The organism is Roseovarius confluentis (assembly GCF_002917925.1).
Classification (GTDB): Bacteria; Pseudomonadota; Alphaproteobacteria; order Rhodobacterales; family Rhodobacteraceae; genus Roseovarius; species Roseovarius confluentis.
In genome coordinates, this window is record NZ_PPFE01000006.1 from 149,219 (window position 1) to 170,369 (window position 21,151).

Annotated in this window: 17 protein-coding genes; 3 read left to right on the plus strand and 14 right to left on the minus strand. The window is 62.4% G+C overall.

The features are described from left to right. Nucleotides 1-109: 109 nt before the first annotated feature. Complete coding sequence (locus C2I35_RS14730) at nt 110-1,843, plus strand: chloride channel protein (protein WP_103763820.1); 1,734 nt, start codon at nt 110-112, stop codon at nt 1,841-1,843. Continuing rightward, entirely contained in the window at nt 1,830-2,891 is a 1,062-nt protein-coding gene (locus C2I35_RS14735; RefSeq protein ID WP_103763821.1) for an extracellular solute-binding protein, read from the plus strand. Before C2I35_RS14730 ends, C2I35_RS14735 begins: the two co-directional genes overlap by 14 nt. 336 nt (nt 2,892-3,227) lie before the next feature. Here the strand turns inward: C2I35_RS14735 and C2I35_RS14740 are convergent, their stop codons facing one another. The 9 genes from C2I35_RS14740 to C2I35_RS14780 form a co-directional block, all read right to left on the minus strand. Then, a complete protein-coding gene (locus tag C2I35_RS14740; protein WP_170067225.1) occupies nt 3,228-4,106 on the minus strand; it encodes a type II secretion system F family protein in 879 nt (292 codons plus the stop codon). A gap of 123 nt (nt 4,107-4,229) precedes the next feature. Further along, the gene (locus tag C2I35_RS14745; RefSeq protein ID WP_103763823.1) at nt 4,230-5,198 is read right to left on the minus strand and encodes a type II secretion system F family protein; all 969 of its coding nucleotides are present in this window, start codon (nt 5,196-5,198) and stop codon (nt 4,230-4,232) included. Nucleotides 5,199-5,200: 2 nt separating this feature from the next. Next, nucleotides 5,201-6,580, minus strand: a complete 1,380-nt coding sequence (locus C2I35_RS14750; protein ID WP_245890499.1) for a TadA family conjugal transfer-associated ATPase — start codon at nt 6,578-6,580, stop codon at nt 5,201-5,203. 11 nt (nt 6,581-6,591) lie between these two features. Continuing rightward, nucleotides 6,592-7,809: a CpaE/TadZ family protein gene (locus C2I35_RS14755; RefSeq protein WP_103763824.1), complete on the minus strand. Its 1,218-nt coding sequence runs from the start codon at nt 7,807-7,809 to the stop codon at nt 6,592-6,594. Beyond that, nucleotides 7,806-8,453: a TadE/TadG family type IV pilus assembly protein gene (locus C2I35_RS14760; RefSeq protein ID WP_103763825.1), complete on the minus strand. Its 648-nt coding sequence runs from the start codon at nt 8,451-8,453 to the stop codon at nt 7,806-7,808. The genes C2I35_RS14755 and C2I35_RS14760 overlap by 4 nt, the downstream gene beginning before the upstream one ends. After that, nucleotides 8,450-8,947, minus strand: a complete 498-nt coding sequence (locus C2I35_RS14765) for a TadE/TadG family type IV pilus assembly protein (protein WP_245890500.1) — start codon at nt 8,945-8,947, stop codon at nt 8,450-8,452. The genes C2I35_RS14760 and C2I35_RS14765 overlap by 4 nt, the downstream gene beginning before the upstream one ends. A 14-nt stretch (nt 8,948-8,961) precedes the next feature. Continuing rightward, complete coding sequence (locus C2I35_RS14770) at nt 8,962-10,497, minus strand: Tad domain-containing protein (protein ID WP_103763826.1); 1,536 nt, start codon at nt 10,495-10,497, stop codon at nt 8,962-8,964. A gap of 10 nt (nt 10,498-10,507) precedes the next feature. Continuing rightward, nucleotides 10,508-11,488 carry a Flp pilus assembly protein CpaB gene (gene cpaB, locus C2I35_RS14775; protein WP_103763827.1) on the minus strand — a complete coding sequence of 327 codons (981 nt, stop codon included), beginning with the start codon at nt 11,486-11,488 and terminating at the stop codon, nt 10,508-10,510. A 129-nt stretch (nt 11,489-11,617) separates the two neighbouring features. After that, on the minus strand, nt 11,618-11,791 hold the full coding sequence (locus tag C2I35_RS14780; protein WP_170067227.1) for a Flp family type IVb pilin: 174 nt from the start codon (nt 11,789-11,791) through the stop codon (nt 11,618-11,620). A 543-nt stretch (nt 11,792-12,334) separates the two neighbouring features. Between C2I35_RS14780 and C2I35_RS14785 the strand changes: the two genes are divergently transcribed. Next, on the plus strand, nt 12,335-13,168 hold the full coding sequence (locus tag C2I35_RS14785; RefSeq protein ID WP_103763829.1) for a helix-turn-helix domain-containing protein: 834 nt from the start codon (nt 12,335-12,337) through the stop codon (nt 13,166-13,168). A 171-nt stretch (nt 13,169-13,339) separates the two neighbouring features. Here C2I35_RS14785 and cysG read toward each other — a convergent pair whose 3' ends face one another. From cysG to nirB, 5 genes are read right to left on the minus strand one after another with little or no spacing between them, the layout of a single operon-like run. Then, nucleotides 13,340-14,785, minus strand: coding sequence for a siroheme synthase CysG (gene cysG, locus C2I35_RS14790; protein WP_170067228.1), 1,446 nt, complete (start codon nt 14,783-14,785; stop codon nt 13,340-13,342). A 12-nt stretch (nt 14,786-14,797) separates the two neighbouring features. Next, entirely contained in the window at nt 14,798-15,748 is a 951-nt protein-coding gene (locus tag C2I35_RS14795; RefSeq protein WP_103763830.1) for a glycosyl transferase family protein, read from the minus strand. Then, nucleotides 15,745-18,375: a nitrate reductase gene (locus C2I35_RS14800; protein WP_103763831.1), complete on the minus strand. Its 2,631-nt coding sequence runs from the start codon at nt 18,373-18,375 to the stop codon at nt 15,745-15,747. The genes C2I35_RS14795 and C2I35_RS14800 overlap by 4 nt, the downstream gene beginning before the upstream one ends. After that, entirely contained in the window at nt 18,375-18,704 is a 330-nt protein-coding gene (gene nirD, locus C2I35_RS14805; protein ID WP_103763832.1) for a nitrite reductase small subunit NirD, read from the minus strand. The genes C2I35_RS14800 and nirD overlap by 1 nt, the downstream gene beginning before the upstream one ends. Beyond that, nucleotides 18,701-21,139, minus strand: a complete 2,439-nt coding sequence (gene nirB, locus C2I35_RS14810; RefSeq protein ID WP_103763833.1) for a nitrite reductase large subunit NirB — start codon at nt 21,137-21,139, stop codon at nt 18,701-18,703. Before nirB ends, nirD begins: the two co-directional genes overlap by 4 nt. Between the last annotated feature and the right edge of the window lie 12 nt (nt 21,140-21,151).

Sequence of the window (21,151 nt, forward strand, 5' to 3'; positions counted from 1 at the left end):
TCTTATTTGCAATGCCGACGCCAAACTGCGTGACCGCGCCATGAGCGGGCGCCGCCGCGCCTGCCCTCCCTGTTGCGTCATGCGCTGATCCGGTCGATGATCCACGGAAATGACCCTCGGACCGCAAAGCGACACGGCGCCTGCGCCCTTGCGAATGCTCATTCTCACCGGCATCGCCCTGACTGTCGGCGGGGCGGCGTCGATGGCGGCGATTGCGCTTGTCGACCTTGTTGCACTTTTGAATACGGTTCTGCTGGTCGAACCCAGGGCGCGGGTGCAATGGGAAAGCGTTCCGGGCCTGGTGGCCGTGATGACGATCCTCGTGCCCACGCTCGGCGGTCTGATCGTCGGGCTCATCCACCGGCACCTGTCGCCCGCCGGACGGCCGCTTGGCCCGCCCGACGTGATCGAGGCTGTGCAGTTCCACAAACCGCTTCCCGAGCTGCGCAGCGGGCTGGTCTCGACCCTGACCGCAGCGCTGTCGCTGGGCACCGGGGCCTCGGTCGGCCAATACGGGCCGATGGTCTATCTCGGCGCGATCTTCGGCGGATTTGCGCATCGGCTGCGCCTGGGCGTGCCGAACCTGGCAAGCATCGCCGTCAGCTGCGGCGTGGCCGCCGCGATCTCGACCGCGTTCAACGCGCCGATCGCCGGCGTGCTCTTCGCGCACGAGGTCGTCCTGCGCCACTACGCAACCCGGGCCTTTGCGCCGGTGACGGTCGCGTCGGTCGCGGGCTATGTCATCGCCAACGTGATCTTAGAGCGGCCCGCCTTGTTCAGGATCGAGTTTCCGGGCGTCGCCCATGGCTACGAGTTTGGCCTCGTTGCCATTCTCGGCCTTTTCGTAGCATTGGCGGCAATCGTGTTCATGAGCCTGCTGCTGGCCATCGGACCGGCCCTCGCGCAGCGCATCCGGTGGCCAGAGGCGCGCACGGCAATGGCGGGCCTGGCGGTCGGGCTGACGGCGCTCGTGCTGCCCGACGTGCTGGGGATCGGCACCTCGACCCTGCGCTTCGCCACCATCGACGGCGCCTTCGGGCTTGGCGAACTGATCGTGCTGATCGCCGCCAAGATATTCCTGACCGCGCTGTGCATTGGCGCAGGGTTCTCGGGCGGCGCGTTCAGCCCGTCGCTCCTGATCGGGAGCCTGATCGGCGTGCTCTTCTGGACGCTCGTTTCGGGCCTGGCGGGCGTGCCGACTTCGGGCGCGGCGATCTACGCGATCGGGGGTATGATGGCCTTTGCCAGCGCCGTCATCGGCGCGCCGCTGACCTGCATCCTGATCGTGTTTGAACTGACCCGCAATTACGACGTCACCATTGCCGCGATGGTGGCCGTGGTCTTTTCCAACCTCGTGTCCCATCGCACCTTTGGCCGGTCGCTCTTCGACGTGCAACTCGCCCGCCGGGGCATCGACTTTTCCCTCGGACGGGACCGGGCGCATTTCGCGGCGCTGAAGGTCGTCGATTTCCTGCAACCGCAGGCGGTGACCGCCACGGCCGATGACAGGCCCGCGGACGTGGCCGAGCGTCTGCGCGCGCAGGGCTGGCGCGAGGCGTTCGTGCTCGACGCCGAGGGCCGGCTTCTGGGTGTGTTCAGCCCCGGCGCCCAAGAGGATCCGCCCCGGTTGGCGCAAGGCCTTGCCCCGGCCCGACTGGTCTTTGATGACGAGACCGACCTCGCCGACGCGATGGAGCGGCTGCGCGGTTTCGTCGGCGACGCGGTGCCGGTTGTCTGCGGCGAAACGGGGCGCTACCTCGGCGCGGTGTCGGAAGCGGATCTGGTCTCGGCCTGGCTGGACGAAGGCGCGCGGCTGCGAAAGGAAGAAAATGCGTCGATCTGATCTCGTCCTTCTGATGGTCGCGATGATCGCGGCCCCGGCCCGCGCCGACGATCTGACGATCGTGTCCTGGGGTGGTGCTTACGAAACCGCGCAAAACCAGGCCGTCATCGCGCCTTTCGCCGCGGAGACCGGCCTCGATGTCGAGGTGGTCGTCTACGATGGAAGTTGGACGGCCCTGGCCGAGCGCGGCGTGCCCGAGGGCTGGGACGTGATCGACATGCTGGCCGATCAGGCCCGTGTCGCTTGCGCGCAGGGCCTGCTGCTGAAGACCGACCCGGGCGCGCTGTTTGCGCCCGAGGCCTTGGCAGATTTCACACCCTTCGCGCCGGATGGGTGCGCTGTGCCGCAAAACGCCTACGCCCGCGTCATGGCCTTTGACGACCGCGCGTTTTCGGGGGTGAAACCGACCCGGATCGAGGATTTCTTCGACACCGACCGCTTTCCCGGCCCACGCGCCGTTCAGCGCAGCCCGGACGGGATCCTGGAATGGGCCTTGCTGGCCGAAGGCGTCCCCCCGGAACAGGTCTATGGCCTGCTCAGCACCGACCGCGGCCTGCGCCTGGCCTTCAGAAAGCTCGACACCATCCGCGACGACATTGTCTGGTGGCAGGACCCGGCGACACCGGCCGAGATGCTTGCAGACGGCCGCGCCGTGATGGCGGCGGGGTTCAACGGCCGGTTCTTCGACATGGCGCAGCGTGAGCGCGCGCCGATCGACATCGTCTGGGACGGTCGCGTCATCGGGATCGAGGTCTGGGCCATCGCCGCCGATACCGACGCGCCTGACGCCGCAAGGGCCTTTGTGCAGCACGCGGCGGACCCGGCCACGATGGCACGCCTTGCGACGCAAATCCCATATGGCCCGACCCGTCGCTCGGCCTTCGACAGGATCGGGATCAACCGGGACCTGGGCGTGCCGATGCGCGCCCATCTGCCGAACGCTCCGCAACACGTGGGCCGGGCGCTCGTGCGCGACAGCGGCTGGTACGCGAATACCGAGGACCTGCGCCAACGCCGATTTCGCGACTGGCTTGGCGATGACGACTGAGCCGGGCAACGCCCGAGACGGAATCGCCGTGACAATCCATGGTGACCTTGCCAGAATTGTCACGGCCGATAGCCTGAACGAGATTTGCCAACGGCGGCTTCGACCGAGCAAGCAGACCTTGACGAAAAACGGGACTATGACCGAACTGCGGACAGAGTAGACGGGTGTTCGTTGTTGCCGCGCATCGACGGGCCGCGGCGCGGCGTTCCAACGATGGTTCTGCTGCACTTTATCCCCGCGAACTCCGCAAAACCTCCGAGCGGCGCACCCAGCCTCACCAAATCGCCGTGAGCCAATATGATGCCCATTGGCTGCCTTTTCATAGCGGAGCCAATCTTATCCGAACATGTCCATCCATCGGATAAGCACTGGTGAAAGACAAATCATCAAGAGCACCGGCATCATAAAAAGAGCCATGATTGCAGACATTTGTACAGGAAGTCGATTGGCTTTTTCCTGCGCACGCAACTCGCGGTCTACACGCATGTCCTTGGAAAACCGCTCCAATGCGGTCGACACGCTTGTCCCGAATTGGTTCGACTGAAGCAGGACATTGGCAAATGAGGCAAGTTCGCTCACGCCTGCGCGTTCGGCCATGTCGAGAAGGGCCGCCTGCCGCTCCTTGCCCGCCTGAAGCTCCAGCTGAAGGATCATGAATTCCTGTGAAATTTCCGGTGCGGCATAGGCAAGTTCATGCGAGACCCGCACCATCGCGGCATCGAACCCGAGGCCCGCTTCAATGGCGACCTGCAAAAGGTCCAGCGCATTTGGCAGGCTGTGTTCGATCGCCTTGGTTCGTTTCCTGATCCGGGCCCGCAGCCACAGAATCGGGCCGTAAAACCCGACGACCAAAAGAGCGGTCACGATTTGCACCGCATGCAGCCAAGTCAGATTCATCATGATCCGGTCGACATGCAATCTCGCCTGATTTTCAGGCGAAAGCGCCATGATCGCGATAAAAAGGGCAGGCAGTGTTATCCCGACGATCGCGCGGAACGCATAAAAGCTTTTGACCGCGTTCGGCCGCTTGATACCTGCGCGCTTCAGTTGACGTCCGATTTTCGACCGCTCCTCCTTGGAGGAGGGCACGAAGGCTTGCAGTAATCCGTGCGGATCGCTGTCGTCGCCCTGGATTAGGTCGAAATCCTCGCCACGGGCACGGCTTAGCGAGCCCGCGCGCATGCGCAGCGTCTCGGGCGCCTCTGCGGCAAACATCCCGATAAGGCCGTAGACGATCGCGAAGGCGCTGAGACCGATCCCCGCAAGGACAAGGTAGTCCGGCGAGGTGGCCAGGTCGCTCAGGATGTTGTTCAGGATGTCCATGGAAATCACTCCCGTTCAAAATTTGAACTTCACAAGCCGGTTCAGGATAAGACCCTGCAATACAACAAGGCTAATGATGGCGATGGCGAAATACTGAAACCTCGGGTCGCCGCGCACGTCACCGTAGAATGTCGGCGTCGTAAACTCGATCGAGAGATAAATGAGCACCGGCAGGCAGGTAAGGATGACCGCACTGAGGCGTCCTTCGGCGGAAACCGCCCTGATCTTCTTTTGCATCATGTGCCGGTCACGGATGACCTGGGACAGAACATTGAGGATCCGCGAGAGATTGCCGCCCGTGCCGTGCTGGATGCTTATGGCCACGGCCAGATACCTGGCGTCCTCGGTCGCCGCGCGCTTGGCAAAGTCGTGGAAAGCGGTGCCCAGATCATCGCCGAAGTTGATCTGGTCTGCGATGATGCCGAACTCCGAACCGATCGGATCGGGCATGTCGGTCGCAACTTTGCCGACAGTGACGGCGACAGGATGGCCAACCTTCAGCCCCCGCGACATGAGATCGAGGGCATCCGGCAATTGCGCGTTCAGCTTCTTGACCCGGTCGCGTTTCATCTGCATCAGGACCAGAAGAGGGAGGCCGATCGCAATGCCGGCACTCGATCCGGCCGCCATACCCGGTGGCACGAAGCGCGTGGTCGCGGCATAAGCGACCATTCCGATCAGCGCCATGCAAAGGAACACCCAGAAGGGCCTGACGGAAACGCCGGCCTGGACCAGCAACCTGCGTAATCGCACGTACACGCCGCCCTTCTTATCGGGGCCGAGCAGGGCCGAGTCGCGCAGCAGTTTCAGGGTGTCCTCTGTCGAGCCACCTTGCTGGATGACACGCATCCGCCGGTTACGCGCCTCCGATTGCGTCTCGCGGCGGAACAGGAGTTGTTGCACGCCATCGTAAGCCACCAGAACACCGAGGAAGATGCAGACATAGAGTATGATATCGATGGTATGGGGTTGAAGCTCGAACATCGTTACACCTCCAGGCGCTTGAACAAGTCGGCATTCACATCGACGCCGGCTGCCACGAGTTGATCAAAGCAGTGGGGACGGATGCCGGTCGGCACGAAATCGCCCATGACGGCGCCCGTTTCGGCCCTGCCGCGGCGCTTGTAGACGAAGATGTCCTGCATGGTGATCGTGTCATTCTCCATCCCCGTGATCTCCGAGATGCTGAGGATGCGGCGGCTTCCGTCGCTCATCCGACTGAGTTGCACGACGATATGAATGGCCGAGGCGATCTGCGATCGGATCGTCTTTAGCGGGAGTTCGGCGCCCATCATCGTTACCATCTGTTCGATCCGACCCAAGGCATCTCGCGCGGAGTTAGCGTGCACCGTCGTCATCGAACCGTCGTGGCCTGTGTTCATCGATTGCAGCATGTCGAAACATTCGGCGCCACGAACCTCGCCAACGATGATGCGGTCGGGGCGCATGCGAAGAGCGTTGCGCACTAGGTCGCGCTGAGAGATAGTGCCTTCTCCTTCGGCGTTGGGGGGGCGCGTTTCCAGCCGGACCACGTGTTCCTGTTGCAGTTGTAGCTCGGCCGCGTCCTCGATCGTGACGATGCGATGTCGGGTATCAATGAAGGACGAGACGGCATTCAGCAGAGTCGTCTTACCCGAGCCGGTTCCGCCGGAGATAAGGATATTGAGGCGCGCGTCGACCAGCGCCTTGAGCAGGCCTGCCGCCTGCTGGTTCAGCGCGCCCTGTTCGACTAGCCGTTGCAGCGTCAGCGGCACGCGTGAGAACTTGCGGATCGAAAGCGCTGGGCCATCCACCGAGCAGGGGCGGATGATCGCATTTACGCGACTGCCATCCTCGAGGCGGGCGTCGACCCAGGGCTGCGACTCGTCGATCCGCCGTCCAACCTTGCTGACGATCTTGTCAATGACACGCAGCAGGTGCCGTTCGTCGCGGAAGCGAACCTTCGACTTTTCCAGAAGGCCGTGGCGTTCGACATAGACCTTGTCGAAGGAGTTCACGAGAATGTCGTTGATGGTGGGGTCTTCGAGCAGAGGTTCCAGTGGGCCGAGGCCCATTACCTCGTGGATCAGTTCCTCGACCAACGACGAAAAAGCTTCGGAACGCATATAGACACCTTCGGCCTCGATCAGGCTGGTGACGAGCGACGCAATCTGGCGCTTGAGTTCCGACCGCTCGACCTTGTCGATCATGGTCAGATTCAGCCGGTCCAGCAGTTCGCCATGCAGGCGGTTTTTCAGATCGAGATGCGCTTTAAGCTCCAGATCCTCCGAGGGAGCGTCTGCATCTTTCGGAGCCTCGTTTTTGCGTTCGAGCTTGAGCACGTTTGGCTGTGCCTCCGCACGCCGCGAGCGATATTCCTTGAACACGGCAATTCCCCTTATCGGCTGTTTTTTCTTTTGACTTGTTCTTTGGCTGAGATCTCGGCCGACACCCTTGCAAGGGCCTTGCCCAGGTCGGAGCGCGGTTTCATCTCGACAACAGGGCGCCCTAGATTCACGGCGCTTCGTGCCACCTTTGGATTGTACGGCAACCAGTGCAGAAGCCGCGTTTCGAGGACCTTTTCGGCCTCTCGCATGTGTTCGGACTTGATGAGCGGTTTCTGGTCGCGATTGATCACGATCTCGACCGGCAACCCGACATTTTCTTCGCGGTAAAGGTCGATCAGACGACGCGCCTGGCGGATGCTCGGCACGCTTGTATCGGCAACAAGGACGAGTTGGGTCGCCTGCTTCAATATCGGTTCTACCCACTCGACGACCGCGCGGGGTAGATCGATGACGATGTAATCATAGCGCCTTTTGAGCAGGGCGATCATGGTCTCGACAATTTCGGCGCGAAGCGAGTGAAGCGGAACGATGGGTGTCGGCGCGCACAGTACATCGAACCCTTGCGCATGCCTTTGCAGCGTTGAAATCAGCAAATGGTCGTCGGGCTCCTCCGCCGACCCGATTAACTGGAGAAAGCCCCCGTTATCCTCAAGGTCGACGAGTACGTTGGCATTGCCGAATTGCAGGTCGAAATCGAGCAGCACGACGCGGTTGCTTTCGGCCTTTCTGAAGAAGGTGGACCGGTCGGACGCGAGCGCACAGGCCAGATTGACTGCAACGGTCGTCGCACCGGCGCCGCCGTGGGCCTGGGTAACGGGGATTATTTTGCCGAGGGCTGCAGGCCCGTCATGCACAGATTGCGCGGGGACCTGGCGCCGGCTCAACTGTTCGTCCACGACGGCCTTCAGGCTTTCGCTGTCGATCGAAATCGGCAGCACCTCGTCCATGCCGATATCGCGGAGCTTGCGCGCCTTGGAGATCGACACGTCAGAGTGCGTTATCGCCAGGAACACGGTGTCGCTTTCACGATCCGACATCAGTTCCTTGATGGCGTTCACTTCGGTCTCATCATCGGGATCCGCCTCGATGATGACCACGTCGTGGTTGAATACCAGGTTCACGGCACGTCCGTTCATGGCCGCGAATGTTTCGCTGGAACTCGTGACCTTGTGGTTCTCCGATGCGGGGAACACTTCGCTGATAACCTCGACAAAGGCTTCCCTGGCCGACACGACCAACAGTGATCTGGAGTGCGATTGTGTCTTCATCCTGACTCTCCTGATGCAAGATCCTCTGCGGGCAGCGAGACGCTGAAACTGGAATACGTCGCAGAAGATCCGATGCCGCTGCCGCCTGAACCCGCTGCGTTGGCAAGGCTGGCCAGCGGCGAGACGAATTGAAAATCGTCGAGGGCCAACTCGACGGTCAGCATGGGCGTGTAGGGGCCCCCGAGGAATCCCAGTTTAGAATCAAACGCGTAGGAAAACCGAAGCGCGTCGATATTTGTGCCCGGCGGCAGAAGTGGACTGATACGCGCCCAGATTTCCGATGCGGTCGCGTTCGAAGCGGAGCCCTGGCACGTGACCGTCGCGACGGAGGCGCACACCCCGCTGGCTGCGCTGCACGAGGTTCCGAAGCGGGGTGGGGGCGAGGCGCTACCGCGGACATGGACTTGTGGAACACCCGCGCAGGCCGGAGGGCGAACGATGGCGATCCGTGCCGCGATCTGAGACGCGCTTTGCGCGGTCACGCCGCTATAGGAAAGCCGTCCGAAATCTAGCAGGCCCATGAAGATAAACAGGAAGAGCGCAATCACGACTGCGAACTCGACAAGAACGCCACCCGACTGGTCCTGCGAGAACCCGATCGCGCGTCGGGCCGCGGCCCGGGCCGTATGCCACCGCCGCGTCATTGGCCGAATATCCGGGCGTTGTCCGCGACGTCGGTTGTCACGGAAGAGAGCGCGCTGCCGAAAAGATCGAGGACCCCGCCCATCGGAAATTGGATCGTCACGTTGGCAGTGACACGGCCGACCGGTGCCGGGCTGACGCGGTAGGTTCCCGAGACGCACGAAAAGCTTGGGGTCACCGAGTTGACGGTGACCTTTGACGGGAAGAGGGATGCGCCGCCGATATCCTTCTCGACGATGTCCTTGAGTGTTGTAGACAGGGCAGTGACGCTGCCACCCGCGTCGCAAATATCCGCGGGGACCACCCGGGCCATGTACCGCCCGGCATCCCTGACGCCTGCGATTACGGTCTGGTAGGACCACATCATGCGGGCCGCTTCGGTGGTCAGCGCAAAAAACAGAAGCATGATCGGCAGGACAATCGCGAATTCCACGAGCACGGCGCCGTGTTCGCCCGACGTGAAGCGCTTTATCCAAAGGGTTGGCCGAAAGTTCACTGGTCCAATCCTCGCTATCGATACAACTGAACGACGTCGCGGAAGATGCCGCCGAAACCATCGGTGCCTGCACCGGCGCCAACGGTATCGGGAAAGCTCACAATCTCGCCGTGAATGTCGAAACTGGGCGGTGAACCGCCGTCATCCCCAACCGGTTCGGTCAGGAAAACGCTAACGAATTTCGACACAGGCACGCCGCTCGTGGCGCCCGAGATGGCAGTCTTACCGCAATCGACGCCGGCGGCCGTGATGACCCGCCGCTCGGGGCCGCCCGGCGACGCGGTCGAGCATATCGGGCGCCCGGTTTCGGACAGGGAAGGATCAAGTATGGCGTTCGAGCCGGGACCGTGCGGATTCTCATTTCCATACGCGATCTCGCGCAGGTACATGCCAAAGCGTGTGCCGGCATATTGCGTGTTCGTCCCGGTAAGGGCAGGCAGGTGGGTGTCGCTACCGATGCCGTCCGCGATGCCGTCGGCGAGGTCGTGGTTCTTGTTAAGATATCCGGCACGGTCCCACGTGCCGTCCCCGAACCTGTTGTTTCCGCCACAGCTTCCCGTGGTCATGCACAGGTCGCGCCCCAAGGCCGTCGTGTCGCCGGTCGGCTCTTCATTGCCCTGGATGCAAGCACCACCGCCGTTCTTCTTGATCCCCTTGATGACGTTCGGCGCCGGGGCAAAATCCTCGTTGCTCTTTTCTCCGTTCAGTACGGAGCGGTAGATGTCGAACCGCACATTGAACGCCGCGTTTGTGATGCCGACCTTCTGGCCGGGCTCGGTATCTATGCCGTTGGTCAGAATGCACTGGGTGATCTGCTTTTGCGCGGCGATCAGACAGGCCAGCTTGTTGCCGCCTTCGTCGGCACAGACCCCCGAGCTGTCTTCGAAAGCGGCGAGGTCGATGAAACCGAAATTGCCGGGGCCCCAGGCCGAGCCGTTTCCGCCGCTGCGCAGCAGGATCTGGTCTCCGATATCGAGGGACGTCTCCCAGTCGGAAGGCAGGCAGAACATCAGGGGTGAGATATCACAGGCCGCCTGCGTGAAGCCGGCCACAGCCTCGGCCGACAGGTCCGTCGTGGCAAAACCGTTTCCGCCCAGCAGTTTGTCGAGTGCTGAAGCGAGGGTCATACTGAGGGATTTCGGCGTCAGGACCACCTGGACGAACTTGGCCTTGTTGGGATCTGTCGTGGCATCCGCGCCAAGCGGTGTAAGGTCCGATGCAGGGAGGGAAGAGTGAAAGGTCAGCGTGTAGTCGGCAGCGCCGGACAACGTGCCTGACCCGGTGGTGAATGTCTGGCTGTCGCTGATCATATTCGCCGCCGCGTTCGTCGAGCGGGTGATAGCATCGCTGCGGCCATCGAGTTCGCCGGCCGCTGCCAAGGCGACGTGGTCGGCGAAGGCCTGCATCTCTGCCTGGGTGGAGCCCAGCCGGCCAATATCGAGCGTGATCGCAAGAAACCCCAGGAAGGCGATCAGCGACGTGCCCCATAAAACGGCGACCGTGCCGTCCTGGTCTTGGGAAAACCTTGCTATGATGCGATGGGGCCGCATGGGATGGATCCTATTGCCCGATCACTTGCGTGACATCGACGTTGCCGTTTTCGGTCGTCACGGGCGAACGTTCGATATCATCGGTATCGCGGGTTGCCGGGGTCTCGGATTCCACGGCCGGTGCGATGGGCTGCACCGGATCCAGCGTCACCGAAGGTTCTGCCGCTGGTACCAACTCCAGACTGCTGCGTGGAATGGTGACAACCTCGGATACAGTCCCGCGACGCACCCGTATCGTCGGTTGCTTCTCGACCTTTTCCGCCGGACCCTCCTCTTGCAGCAGGTCGCGCAGGCGCACCATTTCCATCGGTTTGTCCTCGACCCCGTCCAGGGTTCGAAGCGTCAGGTTGAGCGTTCCGGCCTTTTGGGCCAGTGCGAGGCGTTGGCCTTGTTCGGCCGTGACCTCGACCGTGATCGTGCGCGCAACCTCGGGCGTGTCATTGAGCTCCTCGGATTGCTGGTCGACGCCGATCACACGGATGTTTTGCAGAATGGTTACGGCCCGCAATTCCATCTGGGCACCTTGCGTCAAAACGATATCGACAAAGTCGCCGGGCGTGACGAAACCGCCGACGGCAGTCACCGCGTCGACCTTGATCGCCATTGCGCGGGTGTTTTCACCCAGCTTCTGGACCAGTGTCACCCTTTCGCCGAAGGCAGACACCTTTGAGGCCAGCATCACTTCGCCCGGAAAGAACCGGCCCTTCGCGCGGCGCAGCTGCACGCGGTCGTTGGGCACAAGATTGACAAGATCGAAGAACGCCCCTGATGGCAGGGCTTCGCGTGGCCATTTGTGCAGGGTGACGAGATGGCTTTCGATTTCCTGGCCGAACGCTATTTCCGAGCGTGCGACATAGATCTCGACCAGTTCGGTGTTCGGTGATGTGGTCGTGTTACGAGCTCCATTCAGAAGCTGATCCTTGGCCACGAAAACGGACCCGCCCGCGATCGCAATTCCAAATAGCGTCGTTAGTATCGGCTTGGCACGCATGGTCGTCTCCAAAAATATGTTTCTTTGAACGAAGGCCGGGACATCGTCAGATTTTCCGGCGGCTGTTATGTCTGCGCCAACGCATTTGAGCGTGGCGCAGATTTTTTGTTTCTTAGAAAGCTTCTAGCTTCAGCACGTCGTGCCAATTGCTGAGCAGGCAGTTGAAACGTTGGCTTCGACACCGTCACCCAAAGCTGTCATCGCCGTGGTGCCAATGGCCGCGATCACCATAAGCGCGACGCCGTATTCCACCATGGCTGCGCCGCTTTCGTCTTTGGCGAATTTCTTGAAGAGTTTGATCATGTTATCCCCCATAAGGATTTTTTGAAATTAACCCCTGGCGACATGCCGGGGCGCAAGCTTGGCAAGGCTCTGCCTCAGCTCGAAATCCAGCGTATAGGAATGAGTATTGGCTACGCTTCCATCAAACGGCGTGTAAATTCCGCTTAAGGTAGTGATTTTTTGGCTAGCTTCTTGTTCCGCGCGATAAGTTTATACGCCGTGGGACCTGGCGGATTCTTGAGCACGAATCGGTTGGCGTTCAAATCGGGTGCGTGGCCATTTTGCTTTGGGACATAAATTGTCTCCAATCACGGCGATTTTAAGGTTTTATCCACATCCGGAAAAACCAAGACAAATTCTGAAGCGAATTTTCAAGAACTGCGCCGGTCAACAAAAGTAGTTATAATTCAGTATGTTGCGCTTGTCTCGATGGCGATCTCGGAACAGAAGTTGCCGTAATCCCGCCATATTTCTTGCCATTTGAACCTTATCCCCAGAATATTAACGACGTTTTGGGGATATTTTTTCCGGCCTGCATTTTGGGGTTGGAAAGGGGTTGGAGTAATGGGGACCAATTTTTATGGTCGTGATCGCTCGTCTGAAAGTTTCGGATTGGTGGCAGGGTGGGCGAATGCTCTGAACGGCAATGGCGATCTTGCCGAATGTCTTGAGCAATTGATGCGGCTGGTCCGGGCCGATGCCGCGCTGATCACCCGCATTTGCCTGAAAGATTCGAAAAGCAGGTACATCGCACGCTGCACTCTTCGCAAGGGCGAGGTCTGGCCGACTCAACCACGCGCTTTTACCGTCGACCTTTTGGGCGACTGCTTGCGTATGGCCAGGACCGGATCAATCTGGAAGCTGTCGGAGGCTGAAGGCCGCGAAGGCGCAAGCCTGCATGGCCACCGGGAACCGCAGGCGGGCAAGTTCGCGGAAATCATCGCGATCCCCTTGTGGAAGGGGCATGCCAGTGTCGATGTTCTCGAGCTGCAGTACCTGCATAGTCCGGCGCAGCACGATCTTGATCTGGTCGTGACTCTGATCGGAACACTCTCGTCGTGCTGGGGCAGCAGGGTCTCCGGCGTAATTGCAAAAACGCTGGTGCGGGGACGGAAACTGAGTTGCGTCGAGGCGCCATACGACAGCGATGTTCCCTTGCTGGACTGCGAGAACCCGGCACATTTGAGTAGGTCCGAATTCCGTGTCTGCACCCTGTTGAAAGAAGGAATGACGGTTTGCGCAATTGCTGAGTCCTTGTCGATTGCGCCAGCTACGGTCCGCACGCATCTCAGTTCTGTCTTTTCCAAGACGGGAACCTCCAATCAGGTTGAACTGCTGCACAAGCTTAACAGACAGAAAGCATTGTTCGCCGAAGTGGCGAACCGGCGCTCTATCTAGGCAAAGCGCGTATGCTCGCTCTTACATCATTATTGATCGCGAATGCGCGCTTCGTCGATATGGATCATTTGCCCCATCGGTTTGTCCGCCGAGTTTCGCGTATTTCCTCATAACCGGACAATTTGTCTTGCACGAGCAGCATCCGTTGGTTTTCCGAATGTCTATAAAAGACTATCCGACCTTCGAGTCCTGCAGGGAAATCACAGTCCTTTCCGCCATTGGTGCAAGTCTGGCCAGAACCGGGCCGTTGGCCGACTGTTCAGCACATCGCTTTGGCCAGGTTACCAGCAGCACGGCGCAACCATGCACTTTGTTGCTGTCCAAGGTTCTTTCGATCGCCCCGATGGTGGTTGTGATGTGTCGCTGATCCGGCTTGGAAACGTCGCAGGCGATGTCGACTGGAGCGTCTGCTGGCAACCCCTTTTTCATTAGGTCGTCGGCGAGGCGTCCGGCATGACGCACCGCCATGTAGAAAGCCGTCGTCGTCCCCGGGCCTGAGTGACGCGTGCTATCGGGCACAGGATCGTCGGCACAGCCGGACCCCGTTGTCAGGACAAGGGTGTCGGCGACGTTTCTTTCCGTCAGGCTCTGGCACAACATCGCGCCGGCCGCAGAGGCCGCCGTCACGCCCGGCACAAGCTCAACGGGGATCCCGGCGGCGCGAGCGGCCTCGATTTCCTCTGTTGCGCGGCCGAATATGCCGGGATCACCGGATTTCAGGCGAACGACGCGTTGCCCCTTGGCCGCGGCCGCCACGATCACTTGGTTGATCCGCTCCTGGGGCCAGGCATGGGCACCCACATGTTTGCCAACGAAGACGCGTTCCGCGTCGCGGCGGGCCAGTTCGAGCACCTCCGCATCCACGAGACGGTCGTAGAAGATGATATCGGCCTCTTGGAGGCGTTCTACTGCGCGAAGCGTAAGCAGGTCGCGCGCCCCGGGGCCAGCCCCGACGAGGCTGATCTGCCCGGAACCGGCCCCCTCTGGCGCGCCGCCTGCCTCGATGGCGGTTTTGATCACACGCGCGACGTCGCGTTCCTCGCCACGGGTCCAGGCGCCGCGGGGCGCCCCTTTGAAAACCCAGGCCCAGAGCACACGTCTTTTTGCACGGGGCACCTGCCGTTCAACCGCCGGGCGCAAGCGCCCTGCCAGCGCCGCCAAGCCGCCGAGCGTTTGCGGCAGCATCTGTTCCAGGCGGGTCTTGATGTCGCGGGTCAGGACCGGCGCCGTGCCTTCGCTGCCGATGGCCACGACGATTGGATCACGATCAACGATCGCCGGCGTGGTCAAGTCGCAGAGGTCGGGCTGGTCGACCACATTGACCGGACAGCGCACGGCGTTCGCCAGCGCATGGGCGGCCGCATCAAGCCCCGGGCAACCGGTACCGATCAGCGCCATGGCCGCCCCCTCGAAGACAGAGGCCGAGAGCTGCGTCTCATGCGTGGCGCGGCCGTCGTCGACCAGCATGCGCAGTTCATCTTCCAGGCTGTCAGCGACGAGAACCAGGCTGGCATCTGTCTTCAGCATCAGACGCGCCTTTTGCGCCGCCTGCTCGCCGCCACCGACGACGACGATCCGGCGCCCGGTGGTACGTATGAACATGGGAAATGCCTTCATCGGGGTCTCCTTTCAGGCGGCGCAAAGTCGGGCGCGGTTCTGCCAGAGCAAGTCTGCCTGCCGCACCGGATTGGCATGGCCAAGCGTATCGAGGGCGAGGGCGGTGGTGGTGACAACGAGGTCGGTCTCAAAAGGCGGGCGGCGGCGGCCCTGCCAGAGGTCGCACAACGCAAGGTCGCCTTCGGCATTGAGCTTGCGGGTTTCATCGCGCAACGCAGGCCGCGTTTCCTGCCAGGGGCGCCCTTGCCGAAGCCCGAAAGCGGCAATGTCCTTGGCCGGATTGCTCTCGAATTCTCCACCGGCCCCCTTGATGATGCTCAATGCCTGCCAGCCGAGATGTATCGCGGCGTCCGCCTGAAGCTGGCGGTAGGAGGGGTGAAAAACGCCCTGAACGCTGGCCGCGGCGCGGGCGGGGTTGAGCATCCGGCAAACCGTATTGACGCAGGAGCGCAGACCTAGAACGTCCCGGAGGTTCAGAAGGCGAAACAGGCCCGGATGAAGGGAGTCCAGCGGCATGTAGGCAATGCGATCACGGTCCAGCAGGCGGGCGGCCTCCTCCGGGTCCTTTGCGAGACCGATACCCGCCTCTGCCAGTCCGTCACGCACCTTTCTGTCCGGCCCGTTCCAGCCATGCAGCAAGATCCGATGCCCCGCATCCGCCACAAGGCGCGCAGACAGCAGGAACCAAGGCTGGCCCCGTGTCCGTCCGGCGGCATAGCTTGGCCAGTCGAGATCGACAGGCGGCAATGCAAGCGCAGAGCTGGCCGCCGCCTCGGCAAAGCCTGCGATTTCCTCCGCGGTCTCCCCTTTCATGCGCAAGAGCATAAGCAGGGCACCCACTGCTTCCGGCGCAGCATCACCAGACAGCATGAGCGTCATGGCCTCACGCGCCTCGTCCTTTGTCAGGCTGCGTGCGCGGCCCGGGCCGCGCCCCAGTATGCGGACATGATCCTTGAGCGTCACTCGGCGGCCTCCCTTGCGGTCAGACCTTGCAAAAGCTCTGCGATCTCGGGGCGGCAGGAGCCACAGTTCGTCCCGGCGCGAAGAACTTCGCCGATGGCCTCGACACTGAGCGCGCCCTGGGTTTCGACAGCGTCCAGGATCGTGTTGACGCCGACACCGAAGCACGAACAGATCACCGGCCCCGGATTGGGAACATCGGCGGGCGGGCGACCGGTCAGGGCCTCATGCGCTTCGGTCCCCGGTAGCGTCGCGAGATAATCGCGCATCACCGCAACAGGCGTGGACGCGACAAAAAGTGCTCCGATGATCCTGGAATCTTCGTGCAGCACGACTCGGGCAATCCCGCGGGCCGCATCGGTCATGGTGGATGCGACCGCCTCGCGTGCCGCGAAGAGGCGGCGCGCCTCGGCCTCCCAGTCTTGCACGGGATGCGATCCGGCCAGTTCCGCGCGATATCCCGCTTGGGCGCGGCTTTGTGCCCAGTACTCACACTGAAGCACCATGGGCGCCGCGGAAACGGCGAACCCGTACCAAGCCGCGTTGAGGCGCGAGACGGCGACGACGCTCGCCTTGCTTTCCGGTTGCCCGGAGACAGGGTCCGTGGCGGCAGCGACAAGGGCATCGATCCGGGCGCAAGGTGCGGTTTCGCCCGTCCAGTGCATCGGCGCGAAAACCTGACCTGGTAAGACGGCATCGGTGATCCGCGCCCGCAGGATGGCATTCCCCGTGGGACTCGTGACCGTAGCAAGATCAGCGGCCGAGATGCCAAGGCGCGCGGCATCGGAGGGGTGAATTTCCAGGAACGGCTCGGCAAGATGGGCCGACAGACGCGGGCTGAGCGCGGTGCGGGTCATGGTGTGCCACTGGTCCCGCACACGGCCCGTATTGAGGCGAAAGGGAAAGCGCGGTCCGGTTTTGGCCGCTGGCGGGCGCCACGACACGGGAAGAAGGCGGGCTTTGCCATTCGGGTGATAGAACGCGCCGTCGCTGAAAAACCTCCCACCCTGCCGCGTGGCCGCAATCGGCCAACGCTGCGGCTCCAGCCGGTCATAGGCACGGTCGCTCATGTCGGACAGGCCCGAGATGTCGAAATCACGGCCAAACCGACCGGCGATACCCGAAAGCGTGGCATATTCGCGGAAAATCTCTGCCGGGCTGGCGTAGTCGAAGGCGCGGCTGAACCCCATCCGCTGGCCAACCTGCGCGATGATCTGCCAGTCCGGGCGGGCCTCGCCCGGCGCGGGCAGGACACGGCGCTGGCGGCTGATGGTGCGGTCCGAGTTGGTGACGGTGCCATCCTTCTCGGCCCAGGCGGACGCAGGCAGGATCACATGCGCCAGGCGCGCGGTATCCGTTTGCTCGGTGATATCGCTGACCACGGTAAAATCACAGCCGGCGATGGCGTCGCGCACCGCATCGGCCTCTGGCATGGAGACCACAGGATTGGTGTGAATGACCCAGAGCGCCTTGATCCGTCCCTCGCTCACCGCGCGGAACATATCGACGGCCTTGAGGCCCGGCGCCACCGGCATCCGGGGCGCGTCCCAGAAACAGCGCACGGCGCCGCGGTGATCTGCGTTCTCGATATCGAGGTGACAGGCCAGCATGTTGGCCAACCCGCCAACCTCCCGTCCGCCCATCGCGTTGGGTTGACCTGTGACCGAGAACGGACCGCAGCCCGCCTTGCCGATCCGCCCGGTGGCCAGGTGGCAGTTGAGGATCGCATTGACCTTGTCGGAACCGGACGTCGACTGGTTCACGCCCTGCGAATAGATCGTGACCACGCGCTCGGTACGCATCCACAGATCGCAGAACGCCGCGACCTGCTCTGCGTCCAGCCCGGTGACCGAGAGATCGGAGGTGCGCGCAGCTTCGAGCGTCGCGTCGAAACCTTCGGTCCTCGCAAGATAACCCTTGTCGAGCGCGCCGCCCTCGTAGAGCGCCGTGAATAGCTGGTTGAACAGAGCGACGTCAGAACCGGGCTGAAGCGCCAGGTGCATGTCCGCACCATCGCAACTGGCCGTGCGGCGGGGGTCGATGACGACGATCTTCGTGCCCCGCGCTTTGCGGGCGGCCAGCAGGCGCTGATAGAGAACGGGGTGGCACCAGGCGAGGTTCGAGCCGACCAGCACGACAAGGTCGGCCTCGTCGATATCCTCGTAGGTGCCGGGCACGGTATCGGTGCCGAAGGCGCGCTTGTGCCCGGCCACCGAAGAGGCCATGCAAAGCCGGGAGTTCGTGTCGATATTGGCCGAGCCTATAAAGCCCTTCATCAGCTTGTTGGCGACATAGTAATCCTCGGTCAGCAACTGTCCCGAGACGTAAAAGGCCACGCTGTCCGGCCCATGACGCGCGATGGTGTCGCTGAATCGGTCCGCGACCAGTTGCAGCGCGTCGTCCCAGCCCGCGTCCTGCCCATTCACACGGGGGCGCAGCAGCCGGTGATCCAGCCCCACGGTCTCGGCCAGAGCCGTGCCTTTCGAACACAGCCGCCCAAGGTTGGCCGGGTGCGCGCTATCGCCCTTGACCTCCAGACCGCCATCGCCGTCACGCCGCAGCAGAACGCCGCAGCCAACGCCGCAGTAGGGACAGGTGGACCGGGTCCAGGGCTGGTCGGCGCCATCCATCACGCGGCGTCCCGAGCGGTCAGGCCGGAACCGTCGATCAACACGCGGCCATCCTCGACCTTCAGAGGATAGGTGGCGATTTTTCCGGTCTCTCCTCGTGCTTGCCCGGTCTCAAGATCGAAGACCCAGTTGTGCAGCGGGCAGGTGACAGACTGGCCGTGGACGATCCCCTCGGACAGCGGCCCGCCCTTGTGCGGACAGGTGTTGGACGTGGCGAACACCTCGTTGTCCGCGGTGCGGAACACGGCGATACAGCCGTGCGACGTCTTCAGCTTCCGCGCTCCGCGCAAAGGGATTTCGTCGATGGCGCAAATGTCGATCCAGCTCATTCCGCGGCCTCCAGCGTGAGGTCGGCCAACGGCTGAAAGCGCTCGGCCTGCTTGGCATGGTCCGCCCAAGGATCCTTGCGGTAAATCGACTGGCTCAGTTCGAAAGCTGCGACCAGCCGGGCGCGATCGTCGGCGCTGGCCAGCGTCTCTTTGACCCAGTCCAGCCCGACTTTTGCGACCCACTTGTAGGGCCGGTCGAGGTACTTGGCGTTCTCCCGGTAGAGCTGGATGAAGGCGGTGGTCCACTCGATCGCCTCAGCCTCGGACGCGACATCGACCAGCCGTTCGGTTTCCTTCACGTCCATGCCGGCCGCGCCCCCGACGCCGACCTGGTAGCCGCTGTCGACGCAGATAATGCCGACATCTTTGCAGGTGGCCTCGGCGCAGTTGCGCGGACAGCCCGACACTGCCAGCTTGACCTTGTGCGGGGTCCACGCCCCCCAGAGGATTTGTTCCAGCTTGATGCCAAGGCCGGTGCTGTCCTGCGTGCCGAACCGGCAGTGATCGGTGCCGACACAGGTTTTCACCGTGCGCAGCCCCTTTGAATAGGCATGACCCGAAACCAGCCCCGCCTCGTTGAGATCGGCCCAGATGAAGGGCAGATCCTCGCCCTTTACGCCCAAAAGGTCGATCCGCTGGCCGCCCGTGACCTTGACGGTGGGCACATCGTACTTGTCGGCGGCGTCGGCGATGGCGCGCAGTTCGGCGGCGTTGGTGATGCCGCCCCACATGCGCGGCACGACGCTGAAGGTGCCATCCTTCTGGATATTGGCGTGCTTGCGCTCGTTGACGAAGCGGCTTTGCGGATCGTCACGGTATTCCAGCGGCCAGTCCGCCAGCAGGTAGAAATTGACCGCCGGACGGCAGACGTGGCAGCCGTTGCGCGTCTTCCAACCCAGTTCCTGCCAGACGGCGTCCTGGCTTTTCAGTTCCCGGCCCTTGATCAGCCGGCGCACATCCTCGTGTGTCAGATCGCAGCAGCCGCAGATGGGCTGCGCCGCGGGCGCTTGGAAGTCGTCGCCCAGCGTGACTTGCAACACCTGTTCGACCAGCCCGGTGCAGGTGCCGCAGGAGGCGCTGGCCTTGGTCTGCGCGCGGACCGCACCCAGATCGGTCGCGCCGCCCGCGATGGCGTCGGTGATGGTGCCCTTGCAAATGCCGTTGCAGCCACAGATTTCCGCGTCACGCGGCAATGCTGCAACGGCTGAGAGAGGGTCCGATGCGGCACCTCCCTGATAGGCGGGCCCGAAAATCAGCGTCTCGCGCATCTCCGAAATGTCCTCGCCCGACTGGATGAGGCCGAAGAACCAGTTGCTGTCGGCGGTGTCGCCGTACATCACCGCACCGATCAGCCGATCGTTTTCGATGACCAGCCGCTTGTAGATACCGCGCGCCGGGTCGCGATAGACGATGTCCTCGCGTCCCTCGCCCTCGGCAAAATCCCCGGCGCTGAAAAGGTCGCAACCCGTGACCTTGAGCTTGGTCGACAATTCCTTGGGCGTGAAAGCGGCATCGCGACCGGTCAGCGTCGCGGCGACGACCTTGGCCTGGTCGTAGAGCGGCGCGACGAGGCCGAAGACCGCGCCATCATGTTCGATGCATTCGCCGACCGACAGGATGTTTTCATCCGACGTGATCATCTGATCATCCACGTGGATGCCGCGCCCCACGGCCAACCCGGCCTCGGCGGCCAGCGCGGTGTTGGGGCGAATGCCGACGGCCATGACCAGCAGGTCGCAGGGCAGTTCTGTGCCATCCTCAAGCACAAGCGCCTTCACCTTGCCATCTTCGCCTACAATCTCCTTCGAATTGGACGAGACGCGCACGTCGATGCCGCGCCGCTCAAGATCCTTGCGCAGCAGGTAGCCCGCCGCCGGGTCCAGCTGGCGGTCCATCAGGTGGCCCATCAGGTGCACCACCGTGACCTCCATCCCGCGCATCCGCAGCCCCGCCGCGGCCTCCAGCCCCAGAAGGCCGCCACCGATCACCACCGCGCGGGCACCCTGAGTTGCGGAGGCATCGATCATCCGGTTGGTGTCTTCGAGGTCGCGATAGGCGATGACCCCGTCAAGGTCATGCCCCGGCAGCGGGATCATGAACGGGTTCGACCCGGTGGCGATCAACAGCTTGTCATAGTCCACCGTGCCGTTCTCACCGGTCACGGTCCTGGCGATCCGGTCGACTTCGGTCACCTTTTCGCCGAAGCGGTATGTCACGCCATGATCGGCGTACCAGGTCTCATCGTGGGTAACGATCTCCTCGTAGGATTTCTCACCCGACAGGACCGGTGACAGCATGATGCGGTTGTAGTTGCCGCGTGGCTCGGCGTTGAAAAGCGTCACGTCCCAGCCGTCGGGATCGGCGTCGAAGAGGTGTTCGAGCGCGCGGCCCGAGGCCATCCCTGCGCCGATCACCACGAGTTTCTTGCGTGTCATGGCTTGGTTCCT